Source organism: Phenylobacterium sp., assembly GCF_004799515.1.
Classification (GTDB): Bacteria; Pseudomonadota; Alphaproteobacteria; order Caulobacterales; family Caulobacteraceae; genus Phenylobacterium.
The window spans coordinates 77,650-91,550 of record NZ_SSMX01000036.1; the positions used below are offsets into that span (position 1 = coordinate 77,650).

Annotated in this window: 14 protein-coding genes and 1 pseudogene; 14 read left to right on the forward strand and 1 reads right to left on the reverse strand. The window is 68.3% G+C overall.

What is annotated here, in order from left to right; translation table 11 throughout:
- Window positions 1–36: 36 nt before the first annotated feature.
- From E8A49_RS15700 to E8A49_RS15735, 8 genes are read left to right on the forward strand one after another with little or no spacing between them, the layout of a single operon-like run.
- Complete coding sequence (locus E8A49_RS15700; RefSeq protein ID WP_293383342.1) at window positions 37–660, forward strand: NADH-quinone oxidoreductase subunit J; 624 nt, start codon at window positions 37–39, stop codon at window positions 658–660.
- The gene (gene nuoK / locus E8A49_RS15705) at window positions 660–968 is read left to right on the forward strand and encodes an NADH-quinone oxidoreductase subunit NuoK (RefSeq protein WP_293383345.1); all 309 of its coding nucleotides are present in this window, start codon (window positions 660–662) and stop codon (window positions 966–968) included. Before E8A49_RS15700 ends, nuoK begins: the two co-directional genes overlap by 1 nt.
- 2 nt (window positions 969–970) lie before the next feature.
- Window positions 971–3,067 (forward strand): NADH-quinone oxidoreductase subunit L, encoded by a 2,097-nt coding sequence (gene nuoL, locus E8A49_RS15710; RefSeq protein WP_293383348.1) that lies wholly within the window; start codon window positions 971–973, stop codon window positions 3,065–3,067.
- Window positions 3,068–3,081: 14 nt separating this feature from the next.
- The gene (locus E8A49_RS15715; protein ID WP_293383351.1) at window positions 3,082–4,566 is read left to right on the forward strand and encodes an NADH-quinone oxidoreductase subunit M; all 1,485 of its coding nucleotides are present in this window, start codon (window positions 3,082–3,084) and stop codon (window positions 4,564–4,566) included.
- Window positions 4,567–4,573: 7 nt separating this feature from the next.
- Window positions 4,574–6,010, forward strand: a complete 1,437-nt coding sequence (gene nuoN, locus E8A49_RS15720; RefSeq protein ID WP_293383355.1) for an NADH-quinone oxidoreductase subunit NuoN — start codon at window positions 4,574–4,576, stop codon at window positions 6,008–6,010.
- A gap of 1 nt (window position 6,011) precedes the next feature.
- Entirely contained in the window at window positions 6,012–6,752 is a 741-nt protein-coding gene (locus E8A49_RS15725; RefSeq protein ID WP_293383358.1) for a biotin--[acetyl-CoA-carboxylase] ligase, read from the forward strand.
- A 3-nt stretch (window positions 6,753–6,755) separates the two neighbouring features.
- Window positions 6,756–7,535: a type III pantothenate kinase gene (locus tag E8A49_RS15730; protein ID WP_293383361.1), complete on the forward strand. Its 780-nt coding sequence runs from the start codon at window positions 6,756–6,758 to the stop codon at window positions 7,533–7,535.
- Window positions 7,536–9,218: a ribonuclease J gene (locus E8A49_RS15735; RefSeq protein WP_293383364.1), complete on the forward strand. Its 1,683-nt coding sequence runs from the start codon at window positions 7,536–7,538 to the stop codon at window positions 9,216–9,218. It abuts the gene before it with no gap.
- A gap of 1 nt (window position 9,219) precedes the next feature.
- On the opposite strand, the pseudogene E8A49_RS23210 reads toward E8A49_RS15735, so the two are convergent.
- Window positions 9,220–10,391, reverse strand: a pseudogene (locus E8A49_RS23210) (DUF2920 family protein).
- A 78-nt stretch (window positions 10,392–10,469) separates the two neighbouring features.
- Between E8A49_RS23210 and E8A49_RS15750 the strand changes: the two are divergent.
- From E8A49_RS15750 to E8A49_RS15775, 6 genes are read left to right on the forward strand one after another with little or no spacing between them, the layout of a single operon-like run.
- On the forward strand, window positions 10,470–10,703 hold the full coding sequence (locus E8A49_RS15750) for a hypothetical protein (RefSeq protein ID WP_293383370.1): 234 nt from the start codon (window positions 10,470–10,472) through the stop codon (window positions 10,701–10,703).
- Window positions 10,703–11,263 carry a TauD/TfdA family dioxygenase gene (locus E8A49_RS15755; RefSeq protein WP_293383373.1) on the forward strand — a complete coding sequence of 187 codons (561 nt, stop codon included), beginning with the start codon at window positions 10,703–10,705 and terminating at the stop codon, window positions 11,261–11,263. The genes E8A49_RS15750 and E8A49_RS15755 overlap by 1 nt, the downstream gene beginning before the upstream one ends.
- A gap of 1 nt (window position 11,264) precedes the next feature.
- Window positions 11,265–12,095, forward strand: a complete 831-nt coding sequence (locus E8A49_RS15760) for an aldo/keto reductase (protein WP_293383376.1) — start codon at window positions 11,265–11,267, stop codon at window positions 12,093–12,095.
- A gap of 50 nt (window positions 12,096–12,145) precedes the next feature.
- The gene (locus E8A49_RS15765; RefSeq protein WP_293383379.1) at window positions 12,146–12,739 is read left to right on the forward strand and encodes a DUF2975 domain-containing protein; all 594 of its coding nucleotides are present in this window, start codon (window positions 12,146–12,148) and stop codon (window positions 12,737–12,739) included.
- Entirely contained in the window at window positions 12,739–12,975 is a 237-nt protein-coding gene (locus E8A49_RS15770; RefSeq protein WP_293383382.1) for a helix-turn-helix transcriptional regulator, read from the forward strand. The genes E8A49_RS15765 and E8A49_RS15770 overlap by 1 nt, the downstream gene beginning before the upstream one ends.
- 34 nt (window positions 12,976–13,009) lie before the next feature.
- Complete coding sequence (locus tag E8A49_RS15775) at window positions 13,010–13,876, forward strand: alpha/beta hydrolase (RefSeq protein WP_293383384.1); 867 nt, start codon at window positions 13,010–13,012, stop codon at window positions 13,874–13,876.
- Window positions 13,877–13,901 lie beyond the last annotated feature (25 nt).

Here is a 13,901-nt window from a genome sequence, read left to right on the forward strand (position 1 = left end):
TCCCTAGGCGTTTTGGACGGGAGCTAGCACCAGCCGATGGCCCTGCAGGCGATCGCATTTTACCTGATGGCCGCCGCGACGATCGCCAGCGCGATCGCCGTGGTCTCGTCACGCAACCCCGTGCACTCGGTGCTGTTCCTGATCGCGAGCTTCTTCTCGGCGGCGGGGCTGTTCGTGCTCCTGGGGGCGGAGTTCCTCGCCATGCTGCTGGTGGTCGTCTACGTGGGCGCCGTGGCGGTGCTGTTCCTGTTCGTCGTCATGATGCTGGACGTGGACTTCGCCGAGCTGCGGCAGGGCTTCGCCCGCTACATGCCGCTGGGCGGACTGATCGCAGGCGGCCTCGCCATCGAGATGGTGGTGGTCTCCACCACTGTGGCCACGCACGGCGCGGCGCGGCTTTCGGAGGCGCCGATGGCCTCGGGGTCGTCCGGTCCCGGCGTCACCAACGCCGAGGCGATCGGCGGGGTGCTCTACACCGACTACGTCTACCTCTTCCAGGCGGCGGGGATGGTGCTCCTGGTGGCGATGATCGGCGCCATCGTGCTCACCCTGCGCCACAAGCCGGGCGTCAAGCGCCAGGTGATCATGGACCAGGTGCTGCGCACGCCCGAGAGCGGCATGCGCATGGTTTCGCCCAAGCCCGGCGAAGGGATCGACTGATGAGCATCGGGCTTGCCCACTACCTCGCGGTCGCCGCGATCCTGTTCACCATCGGGGTCTTCGGCATCTTCGTGAACCGCAAGAACATCATCGTCATCCTGATGTCGGTGGAGCTGATCCTGCTCGCCGTGAACATCAACCTGGTGGCCTTCTCGGCCTACCTGGGCAACGTGACGGGCCAGATCTTCGCCATGCTCGTGCTGACCGTCGCGGCCGCCGAGGCCGCGGTGGGCCTGGCGATCCTGGTCACCTTCTTCCGCAACCGCGGCGACATCGCCGTGGACGACGCCTCGATGATGAAGGGCTGAGCATGGACGCCAAGCTCCTCGTCACGATCATCCTCTACGGTCCGCTGCTGGGCGCGGTCATGGCTGGCCTGTTCGGCCGCCGCATCGGCAACGTCGCCTCGCAGACGGTGACCACCGGCTTCCTGATGCTGTCGGCCGTGCTGTCCTGGGTGGTGTTCAGCCAGTGGACCTGGGGTGGGCTCGAGCCCTTCACCAACGTCTATGCGCCCTTCATCCACGTGGGCAATTTCATCTCCAACTGGTCCTTCCGCCTGGACGGCCTGTCGGCGGTGATGCTGGTGGTGGTGACCACGGTCTCCAGCCTCGTGCACCTCTACAGCTGGGGCTACATGGCGGACGATCCGTCGAAGCCGCGGTTCTTCGCCTACCTGTCGCTGTTCACCTTCGCCATGCTGAGCCTGATCAGCGCGGCCGACTTCATGCAGCTGTTCTTCGGCTGGGAAGGCGTGGGCCTGGCGAGCTATCTGCTGATCGGCTTCTGGTACCACAAGCCCACCGCCAACGCCGCGGCGATCAAGGCCTTCGTGGTCAACCGGGTCGGCGACTTCGGCTTCGCGCTGGGCATCATGACGGTGTTCTGGTCGCTGGGCTCCATCCAGTTCGCCGAGATCTTCCCGAAGGTCGCGGCCCATGCGGGCGACACCTGGATGTTTGCGGGCCAGGGCTGGCGGCTGATGGACCTGGCCTGTGCGCTCCTGTTCGTCGGCGCCATGGGCAAGTCGGCGCAGTTCTTCCTGCACACCTGGCTGCCGGACGCCATGGAGGGCCCGACGCCGGTCTCCGCCCTGATCCACGCCGCCACCATGGTGACGGCGGGCGTCTACATGGTCTGCCTCTTGTCGCCGATGTTCGAGTACGCGCCGGTGGCCAAGGACATCGTGGTCGGCATCGGCGCGATCACCGCGCTGTTCGCCGCCACCGTCGGCCTGGTGCAGAACGACATCAAGCGGGTGATCGCCTATTCGACCTGTTCGCAGCTCGGCTACATGTTCATGGCCGCGGGCGTCGGCGCCTACCAGGCCTCGATGTTCCATCTGTTCACCCACGCCTTCTTCAAGGCGCTGCTGTTCCTGGGCGCGGGCTCGGTGATCCACGCCATGGCGCACGAGCAGGACATGCGCCGCTACGGCAATCTGGCGAAGTACCTGCCGGTCACCTTCGCGGTGATGACCATCGGCACCATCGCCATCACCGGCCTGGGCATTCCCGGCCTGGAGTGGGGCTTCGCGGGCTTCTACTCCAAGGACTCGATCATCCACGCCGCCTACGCCGCCGGTTCGGCCGGCAATCCGATGGGCTACTTCGCCTTCGTGATCGGGGTGTTCGTGGCGGGCCTCACCGCCTTCTATTCCTGGCGGGTCGCGTTCTTCACCTTCAACGGCCACGCCCGCTGGACGTCGGAGGACCTGGAGCACCACTGGCACAACCGCGACCATGCGCATGGCGACGACCACGCCAGCCACGCCGAGGACGAGAGCCACGACGAGCCGCTCGCCGACGATGACCACGCCCACGGGCGTGGCCATGGCCCGGTCCTGCCGCACGAGAGCCCCTGGACCATGCGCCTGCCGCTGATCCTGCTGGCCATCGGCGCCATCGCCGCAGGCTTCCTGTTCGCGGGCAAGTTCATCGGCGCCGAGCACCTGGCCTTCTGGAAGGGCGCGATCTTCACCGCCCCCGGCAACCACGTCCTGGCCGAGGTCGAGGCGCCCTGGTGGCTCGACCAGTCGCCGCTGATCGCCGCCGTGATCGGCCTGGCGGTCGCGGCTTACGTCTACATCCTGCACGAAGGGCTGGGTGCGAAGTGGGCCGCCAACAAGGGGCCGCTCTACCTGTTCTTCTACAACAAGTGGTTTTTCGACGAGCTCTATGACGCGACCTTCGTGCGCGCGGCCAAGTTCCTTGGCGACCTGTTCTGGAAGGGCGGCGACCAGAAGCTCATCGACGGGCTGGGCCCGGACGGGGTCTCGGCGGTCTCCATGGAGATCGGCAAGGGGGCAGGGCGCCTGCAAAGCGGCTTCCTTTACCACTACGCCTTCGTGATGCTGTTGGGCGTCGCGGCCATCCTCTCCTACGCCCTCTGGGCCTGGAACGCGTAAGGGAGCGCCGCGCCATGCCCATCCTCTCCCTCATCACCTACGCCCCGCTGCTCGGCGTCGCCGGCATCCTGGCGCTGCGGCTCCTCGGCAAGGCGGACGATCCGAAGACCGTCGCGGCCTCGAAGTGGATCGCGCTCGTCACAACCCTCGCGACCTTTGCGCTGTCGGTGCTGCTGGTCGTGCAGTTCAGCCCGCACGAGGCCGGCTTCCAGTTCGTCGAGGACGCCCCCTGGTTCGGCGGGCTGCACTACCGCATGGGCGTGGACGGCATCTCCGTCCTCTTCGTCCTGCTCACCGCCTTCCTGATGCCGCTCTGTATCGCCGCCTCCTGGAAGTCGATCGAGAAGCGCGTGCTCGAGTACATGATCGCCTTCCTGATCCTGGAAACCCTGGTGATCGGCGTCTTCTGCGCCCTCGACATCGTGCTGTTCTACGTCTTCTTCGAATTCAGCCTGGTGCCGATGTTCCTGATCATCGGCATCTGGGGAGGCCAGCGGCGGGTCTACGCGGCCTTCAAGTTCTTCCTCTACACGCTCCTGGGCTCGGTGCTGATGCTGGCCGCCATCCTGGCGATGATCGGCATCAGCCACACGAGCTCGATTCCGGCGCTGCTCACCTATCACTTCGACCCGGCGGTGCAGACCTGGCTGTGGCTGGCCTTCTTCGCGTCCTTCGCGGTGAAGATGCCGATGTGGCCGGTGCACACCTGGCTGCCCGACGCCCACGTGGAGGCGCCGACCGCGGGCTCGGTGATCCTGGCCGGCATCCTGCTGAAGCTCGGCGGCTACGGCTTCATGCGCTTTTCCCTGCCGATGTTCCCGGCGGCGTCGCACATGTTCACGCCGCTGATCTTCTCGCTGTCGGTGATCGCGGTCGTCTACACCTCGCTGGTCGCGTTCCGGCAGCTCGATATCAAGAAGCTGATCGCCTATTCGTCGGTGGCGCACATGGGCTTCGTGACCATGGGCATCTTCTCCGGCAATGCGGTGGGCGAGCAGGGCGCGCTGTTCCAGATGCTGAGCCACGGGGTGATCTCCGGGGCGCTCTTCCTCTGCGTCGGCGTGGTCTACGACCGCATGCACACCCGCGAGATCGCCTTCTATGGCGGCCTGGTGACCCGCATGCCCTGGTACGCGGCGACCTTCATGCTGTTCACCATGGGCAACGTCGGCCTGCCGGGCACCTCCGGCTTCATCGGCGAGATCCTCACCATGACCGGGACCTACGGGGTCTCCACCTGGACGGCGATCGTCGCGGCCACCGGAGTGATCTTCTCGGCGGTCTATGCGCTCAGCCTCTACCGGCGCGTGGTGTTCGGCACGATCACCAATCCGAAGCTGGACGGCATCGGCGACCTCGACTGGCGCGAGGTGGCGATCTTCGCGCCGCTGATCGCCGCCACCCTGGTGCTGGGCGTGCAGCCGGGCGCCGTTTTCAACCTGACCCAGGCCTCCGTGGACCACCTCGTCTCGGCCTATCAATCGGCCATCGGGGGCTGACCGCGACATGAGCTTTTCCGCCGATCTCGGCTTGGCCTATCCGGAACTGATCCTGGGCATCGGCGCGCTGGTGCTGCTGGTGTTCGGCGCCTTCGCGCCCAAGGCCAGCAGCCTGGTGGGCTGGGGCGGCGTCCTCGTCCTGGCCGCCGCCGCCTTCGAGGCCGCCACCGGCCCGTTCGGCAAGGCCTTCGCCGGCGGCCTGATCTCCGACGCGGGCTCGGCCTTCGCCCAGGTGGCGATCTTGGCCTCAAGCGCCGTCTCCATCCCGCTGGGCCAGCGCTGGTTCCAGCGCCGCGGGGTCGACAACTTCGAATTCCCGGTGCTGATCGTGCTGGCCGCGCTCGGCATGAGCATGATGGTCTCGGCCGGCGACCTGATCTCGCTCTACGTCGGCGTCGAGCTGCATTCGCTCGCCCTCTACGTCCTGGCCGCTATGCACCGCGACAACGCCAAGGCCTCGGAAGCCGGCCTGAAGTATTTCGTGCTGGGCGCGCTCTCCTCGGGCCTGCTGCTCTACGGGGCGAGCCTGGTCTACGGTTTCGCGGGCTCGACGGTGTTCAGCGACATCGCGCTGGCCGTCCACAGCGGCGCCTCCACCGGCGTCTTGTTCGGCCTGGTGTTCCTGATCTGCGGCCTGGGCTTCAAGGTCTCCGCCGCGCCGTTTCACATGTGGACCCCGGACGTCTATGAGGGCGCGCCGACCCCGGTCGTGGCCTTCTTCGCCGCCGCGCCGAAGCTGGCCGCCATGGTGCTCTTCGCCCGCCTGCTCGGCCAGGCGTTCGGCGAGGCCGTCGGCCAGTGGCAGCAGGTGTTGGTGGCGCTGGGCCTGATCTCCGTCGCCGTCGGCGCCTTTGCGGGCCTGGCGCAGCGGAACCTGAAGCGCCTGTGGGCCTATTCCTCCATCGCCAACGTCGGCTATGCGATCATTGGGCTCTCGGCCGGCAGCGCCGAGGGCGTGCAGTCCATGCTGATCTTCATGGTCCTCTACATGGTCGACGTGACCGGCTTCTTCGCCTGCCTGGCCGCCCTGCGCCGGCAGGGCCGTGACATGGAGACGATCGACGACATGGCCGGTCTCTTCAAGGAACAGCCGGGCATCGCGCTGGCCATGACCGCTTTTTCGCTGTCGGCGCTCGGCCTGCCGCCGTTCTCGGGCTTCTGGGGCAAGTTCTACGTCTTCAAGGCGGCGCTGGACGCCGGCCCGCTGGACGAGGTCGCCGCGGTCGTCGGCTTGGTCGGTTCGGTCGTGGCCGCCTTCTACTACCTGCGCCTGATCAAGGTGATGTGGTTCGACGATCCCAAGGCCGCGACCGATACCCCGCCCATCGAGGCGAAGACCATCGGCATTGGCCTGGCGCTGTTCACCTTCCCCGTGGTGCTGGTGGCGCTGCACTGGCTCGACGGGTCCGCGGCGCAGGCGGCCCACGCCTTCGGCCTGGGCTGAGGTGACCGGCCACCCGCCGATCGAGGCCTACGCCGAGCTGGACTCCACCAATGCCGAGGCGCGCCGCCGGGCCGAGGCCGGTCAGGGCGGTCCGGTGTGGATCGCCGCCGGACGCCAGACCGCCGGACGCGGCCGCCGCGGGCGGGCCTGGTCCACCGAGACCGGCAACCTGGCCGCGACGCTGCTGACCACCACCGACGTCCCCGCCGCCGAGGCCGCGCAGCTGTCCTTCGTGGCCGCGCTCGCCGCCTGCGACGTGGCCGACACCTGCCTGGGGCCCGGCGCGGCGCGGCTGAAGTGGCCGAACGACGTCCTGGTGTTTGGCCGCAAGGCCGTCGGCATCCTGGTGGAGTCCGGCGCGCGGGGCGACGGACGGCTGTGGCTGGCGGTGGGCATCGGCGTGAACCTGGCGCATGCGCCCACCGACACCGAGCGCCCGGCCACGTCCTTCGCCGAGCACATGGGCGGCCCGCCGCCCAGGCCGCTCGACGCCCTGGAGGTCCTGGCGACGCGCTTTGAGGCCTGGCGCACGCTCTGGGCGACCCAGGGCTTCGCGCCGATCGCGCGGGGCTGGACGGCCCGCGCCCAGGGCCTGGGCGAACGTTGCGAGGCGCGCCTGCCCAACCGCACCCTGGCCGGCGTCGCCGAGGGCATGGATACCGACGGCGCCCTGCGCCTGCGGCTGGACGACGGGGCGCTGGAGCGGATAACCGCCGGCGACGTCTTCTTCGGAGGAGCTTGAGGGATGCTGCTGGCCATCGAACAGGGCAACACCAACACGCTCTTCGCCGTGCATGACGGCGAGCGCTGGATCGCCCAGTGGCGCTCGGAGACCCACTCCAACCGCACGGCCGACGAATACGCCGTCTGGCTGTCGCAGCTCCTGGCCATGGCCGGGCTGCAGCTGGGGGTGTTCTCGGGCTGCATCATCTCCAGCGTGGTCCCGCAGTCGATCTTCAACCTGCGCAACCTGGCGCGCCGCTACCTGAAGGTCGAACCGCTGGTGATCGGCGAGAACGTCGACCTGGGGATAGAGGTGCGCATCGAGAAACCTAGCGAGGCGGGCGCCGACCGGCTGGTCAACGCCGTGGGCGCGCACATGGTCTATCCCGGCGACCTGATCGTCATCGACAGCGGCACGGCCACCACCTTCGACGTCATCGCCGCCGACGGGGCCATGGAAGGCTGCGCCATCGCGCCCGGCATCAACCTCTCCATGGAGGCCCTGCATCAGGCCGCCGCCAAGCTGCCCCGCGTGGCCATCCAGCGGCCGCGCGGCAACACCGCCATCGGCAAGGACACGGTGGCGGCCATGCAGTCGGGGGTTTATTGGGGCTATATCGCCCTCATCGAAGGCCTGGTGACCCGCATCAAGGCCGAGTGGGGCAAACCCATGACGGTGATCGGAACCGGCGGCGTGGCCTCGCTCTTCCACGGGGCGACCGCGGCGATCGACACCTTCGACCCGGATCTGACGATCCGCGGCATGCTCGAGATCTACCGCCGGAACACGGCAAAGGCTTAAATGGCGAAATCCTCCAAGGGCGACGAGCTCGTCTTCCTGCCGCTCGGCGGGTCGAACGAGATCGGCATGAACTTCAACCTCTACGGCTTCGGCCCGGCGCACGACCGGCAGTGGATCGTGGTCGACCTGGGCGTGACCTTCGGCGACCAGACCACACCCGGCGTCGAGATCATCCTGCCGGACCCGAGCTTCATCGAGGAGCACGCCGACCGCATCCTGGGCATCGTGCTGACCCACGCCCACGAGGACCACATTGGCGCGGTGGCCTGGCTGTGGCCGCGGCTGAAGGCGCCCGTCTACGCCACGCCCTTCACCGCCTTCATCCTGCGCGAGAAGCTGCGTGAGGCCGGCATCCTGGACGAGGTGGACATCACCGAGGTGGCGCTGAGCGGCGCGATCACGCTCGGGCCTTTCGAGCTGGAGCTGATCACGCTCACCCACTCGATCCCGGAGCCGAACGGCCTGGCGATCCGCACCCCGCTCGGGACCATCCTGCACACCGGCGACTGGAAGATCGACCCGGACCCGCTGCTGGGCGCGGTCACCGACCAGGACGCCATCCGCCGCCTCGGCGACGAGGGCGTGCTGGCCATGGTCTGCGATTCCACCAACGTCTTCGTCGATGGCCACGCGGGCTCGGAGGCCGACGTCCGCGCGGCGCTGACGCCGCTGATCGCGGGCTTAAAGGGCAAGGTGGCCGTGGCCTGCTTCGCCTCCAACGTGGCGCGGATGGACAGTGTCTGCCGCGCCGCCGAAGCCGCCGGGCGCCGCGTCTGCCTGGCGGGCCGCTCCATGCACCGCATGTCGGCGGCGGCCAAGACCGTGGGGCTGATGCAGGGCCTGCAGCCCTTCCTCGACGACAACGAGGCCAAACGCTTCCCGCCGGACAAGATCCTCTACCTCTGCACGGGCAGCCAGGGCGAGGGCCGGGCGGCCCTGTCGCGGATCGCCGAGGGCACCCATCCGCACGTCAGCCTGGGCGGCGGCGACGCCTGCATCTTCTCCAGCCGCGTGATCCCCGGCAACGAGATCCCGATCCGCAACCTGCAGGACCGGCTCGCCGACCGCGGCGTGCGGCTCTACACCGACCGCGATCACCCCGGTATCCACGTCAGCGGCCACCCCTGCCGCGACGAGCTGGCGGAGATGTACCGCTGGGCGCGGCCGGAGATCTCCGTCCCGACCCACGGCGAGCGCCGCCACCTCCTGGAGCACGCCGCCTTCGCCCGCGACCTGCAAGTCCCCCAGCAGGTCACCCCGCGCAATGGCGACATGGTCCTGCTGGCTCCGGGCCGCGCCAGGATCATCGACGAGGTGCCGGCTGGTCGGCTCTACGTCGACGGCGGCATGGTCACGTCGGAGAATGGCGATGCGCTGCGCGAGCGCCGCCACGCCGCGTCGAACGGCATGCTGGCGGTCTCGGTCGTGCTCGATGGCAAGAACAAGATCGTCTCCGGGCCGCAGGTCCGCGCCATGGGCCTGCCGTCGGAGGACGACTATTCGCTGGACGACATCCTCGACGACCTGGCCGACGAGGCCGAACAGGCGCTCGGCCGCTTGAGAGGCGAGCAGCGTGAGTTGGACGACGAGATCGAAAACGCCATCTCCCGCGCCGTGAAGAAGGCCAGTCAGCGCATTTGGGGCCGCCGGCCGGTCGTGGAAACCACGGTGCTGCGGCTCTGACTTAGAAGAGCTCGAAGACTTCGCCGGTCACATAGGGCGCGGCGGAGGTCAGGCCGAACCTGTAGCCGGTATCGACGCAGGGATAGTCGACCGACCCGCCCCAACGGCTGCTGCCGCGCGCCCCTGCCTCGCGAAGCCAGACGATGTCGCGGGTGAAGAGGCGCTTGAGGGAGAGCCCCAGAGAATGGGCGTGCTCCCTGAACAGCACGCCATCGATGTCCTGCGCCTGGACCAGCTGCAGCTTGGTCGGCACGCCGGCCGCGTTGAGCCGGGCCGCCTGCCGCTCCTTCTCGTCCGGAGCCGTCACTTCGTCGTTGGTGGCGTTGACCATGGTGATCGCCAGCTGGGAGTCCTGGGCGTTGGCGGCCATGATCTGCAGATGCCGCACATAGCCGGTGTCGCGGATCAGGTCGCGGTTGCGGTCATAGAAGTTCCGGTCCCGTCGATGGTTGTACGACCAAGCGCCGTCCACATGGCACATCAGCACCACGCCATTGTGGTTGTGCAGGTATTCGGCGCGACTCCCGATGCCGAGGTAGCTGATCGGCGGCTGGACATAGCCGGAGTTGTCGACGATGCCGGCCAGGACGCCGGGGCCATCTTGGCCATCATATGGGCGATGTAACCGCCGTGCGAGCCGCCGAGCGCGAAGATCTGGGTCGTGTCGAATGGGGCGCCGCGCTCCCTCAGGTGGCCGATAACGGCCAGGTGGTCCATCGCCTGGAGGACACCGAAATCCTGGTACTCCTCGCGGCCTGGCTTGATCTTGGCGTAGGCGGTGACCCGCTGGCCGGCCTGGCCCAGCGCGTGGGTGAGCGCGCCGATGTCGGTGACGTCCTGGACCGCCACGCCGGCCACGGAGGCCATGCCGATGAGCTTGTAGTGCTCTGACGCGTCGATGTTGATCGAACCGCCGTTCCAGGTGCGGGTCTGGATGCAGTGGTAGTCGACGGTCACGGCCGCCAGGCTGCAGCTGGCCGCGATATATTCGCGGATGTTGCGGCTCTTGCCTTCGGCGGTTTCGGCCTCGCCGCCACACCCGCCGATGACCAGCGCAAGCCCCGCCGCCGGCAGGCTGTCGGGCCAAGTGACGGTGTAGATCACGGCGTGGGCACGGTCCTCGTCGAGCTCGAAATCGCGGGGCCCCTCGATCGTCACGGTTTCCTGGCGCATGCGCCGAAGCTGGTCGATTCACCTTAGGCCCTGGTTAACCACGTTTGCCCAAACTGCGCGGCGCACGTGGAGGGGCGCATGACTGGCAAGACGTGGCTGAGGATCGTCGACGCTTCCGGATTGGACGGGAAAACCCTGCGCGCCCTGGTCCGCGCCGAACTGGCGGAGACCTACGTCCTGCGGCTGCGCAATGCCGCGCCCAGCGGCGAGGCCCTGGCGTTCTGGCGCGACGTCGGCGAGGCGGTCGGCGTCTCCGCGGATGTTGCGGAGGATAGCGTGACGGGCGAGCTGAAACCCGCGCCGGGCGCCTGATGGATGTGCGCTTCGAGCCGGACCGGCCCGACACCTACCGCCACCACAAGGTCGGCCAGCCCCTGCACTCCGACGGCGCCTATGTGGCGCGCGCCCACTTCTGCGAGATCGCCCTGTTCTATCTCGAGCGCCAAGCGCGGACGGGCGGTGAAAGCCTGTTCGTCGACGTTCCGGCCGTGGGCGCGCGGGCGCGCAGGTTGGCCCCGGCGCTCTATGAGGCCCTGACCACCTTGCCGGTGCGCTTCGGCAAGGCCGCCGGCTCGGGCCACACCAGCACCATCCTGTTCGAGCAGGATGGCCGGCTGAAGATCAACTGGAACTACTTCCGCGTGCTGCCGGGCCAGGGCGCCGCGGTCGACGCCCTGCGCGAAGACTTCCGGCAGTTCCTGGAGCGGATGATCGAGGACCGGGCGGTGGAGAGCTTCCGATTGGACGAGGGCGACGCCGTCTTCTTCCGCGACGACCAGGTGCTGCACGGCCGGCGCGACTTCGCCGCCGAGCAGAGCGGCGACCGGCTGCTGTGGAAGACCTATTTCTCGCCGACCGCCCGGGCGGCCTAGGTTGCGCGTTCCGCGCCGGGCGTTCGGCGGCTGCGGCGTCGAGCTGAGCGCGCTGGCGCTGGGGACCATGCGGCTCATGCCGCCGAAATTCGACGCCGACAGCGCGATGGCCTTGCTCACGCACCTGTCCGACCACGGCGTGACCAGCTTCCATGTCTCGGCGGAGTACGACAGCCATCCGTTCGTCAGCGACGCCCTGGCGGCGCTGCGCCGTGCGCGGCCGTCAGCGCCGATCGAGATCATCGCCAAGCTCGCCGCGCCGCACTTCGACGAGGACGGCTTCTCCGCGCAACGCCTGCGCGAGCGCGTCGAGGCGTTGCTGCAAGGCCTGCCGGCCGAACGCGTCGACGTGGTGCAATGGATGGCGCGCCACACACCCAACGAGGACGCACCGCGCCTGGCGGTGCTGGAGCGGGACCGGGACCTGATCGGCGAGGCGGCTGGACGGCTGAAGGCGGAGGGCAGGATCGGCGCTTTCGCGGTCTTCCCTTACAGCGAGCCCTTCCGCCGCGCGGTCCTGGCCGAGCCGTTCGTCGACGGCCTTGTCGACTACCTGAACGCCGGCGAGCTGGAGGCGGCGGACTGGCTGGACCGGTTGCGGGCGCGCGGGCAGGGGTTCGTCGCCATGCGCCCGCTGTTCGCGGGACAGTTGGCCCGCGATCCAGGCGGCGTCGATGCGGCCCTCAGCTTTCCCCTGCTGCATCCGGCGACCGCCGCCATGGTGGTCGGCCTGTCCGACATCCGCCAGGCCGACCAGGCGATCGCCGCGGCGTCGGAGACCGGGGCCGATCCGAACGCCTTCCGCGAGGCAGTCTCTAATATTATCGTTTGACAGAAAGTATTTGATGCAAGACGTTAGGGCCATCCCTCAGGGAGACCGCCATGGCGTCCATCGTCGACATCAGCCCGCCGCAGTCCGTCGCGCCTCCCAGCGTGCGCAAGATCCGCATCGCCAGTCGCGGTCTGGAATGGCTGTTCACGGGCCTACTCGCCGCCTTCATAACGCTGACCGCGGTCGGCTTCGGGGTGCTGTTCTTCTACCACGGCACGATGATCGCGTTCGGGCCGAAGGGTGGCGTCATCAGCACGGGACCGGTTCCCACCGGCTACCTCGCGCTGCGCGACTGGCGGTTCGACCAACGGCTCGCCTATGCACCCGTTTGGATCGCCAGGTCCTTCCCGACGATCGGGCTGTTCAGCTGCCTGCGGGGGCTTTTCCGGCTCTATGGCGACGCCGAGGTGTTCACGGAACGCACGGCGCGTCTGATCAGGTGGATGGGTATCTGGCTCGTCGCCGACGCGGTCGCGCCGCTGTTGTGCCACCTCGCGCTCAGCGCCACCGGCTACGAGATCGACAAGGCCTGGGCCCACATGACGAGCGTGCAGGAGGCGGTCCTGGGCGCCGTGGTCTTCGTCATCGCGCTCGTCATGCAGGCCGGCCACGAGATCGAGCAGGACCGCGAGGGATTCATCTGATGGCCATCGTGATCCGCCTCGATGTGATGATGGCCAGGCGCAAGGTGCGCTCCAACGTGCTGGCCCGCGCCATCGGCATCACCGAGGCCAACCTGTCGCTGCTGAAGTCCGGCAAGGTGAAGGGGCTGCGCTTCTCGACGCTCGAAGCGATCTGCCGGGCGCTGGACTGCCAGCCGGGCGACATCCTGGAATTCGTGCCGGACGAGGGCGTCGAGGCCTTCCGCCAGGCGAGCTGATCCCACCCAAGGCTGACCAGATGGAGGAGGACCGATGATCGGGCGAACGATGGCGCTTGCCTGCGGCTTGGCGCTGGCCCTGGCCGGCGCGGCGCGGGCGGAGATGGTCGATGTGGACGGCGGCCAGATCTACTACGAGACCTGCGGGCCCCAAGCTTCGGAGAAGGGCCCGCAGGCCATTGTCCTGATCCACGACGGGGTGATCAACTCCGCCAGCTTCGACGACATGTGGCCGATCCTCTGCAAGGACTTCCGCGTGGTCCGCTATGACCGGCGCGGCTACGGCAAGTCGCCGGCGGCCAAAGCGCCGTACGCGCCGCAGGAGGACCTGGCCGCGGTGATACGCGCGGCGAAGTTCGACCATGCGAGCCTGGTGGGCTTCTCCTTCGGCGGCGGTTTGGCGGTGAGCTATGCGATCCGGCATCCCGAACAGATCGACCGGCTCGTGATCTCCGGCGCTGCGCTCAACGGGTTCGAGCAGACCAAGCACTTCCGCGATCACATCACCCGCATCATGGCGCCGATGATCATCGGGAACTTCGACGCCGTGGTCGACAACGCCGCCAGGTCCGGCTGGGTCATGGCGCCAGGCCACGACGCAGCGAAGGCGGAGGCGTTGGCCATCCTGAAGGCCAGCCCGAAGGACCTGAGTCACCAGATGCGCGATCCCATCAAGGCCTGGCCGTCCGACCTGCCCCGCATGGGGGAGATCAAGGCGCCGACCCTGATCCTGATCGCCGACCACGACATCGCCGACAACCAGGCGGAATCCGGCGCGGCCCAGGCCCTGATCCCCGGCTCCCGGCGTATCGTCGTCGATGACGCCGGCCACCTGATGCAGCTGGAGCACCCCAAGGAGGTCGCTAAGCTGATCGCCGACTTCGTCCGCAAGGGTCGGTAGTCAGCAGCGCTTGCCGAACGGCGGC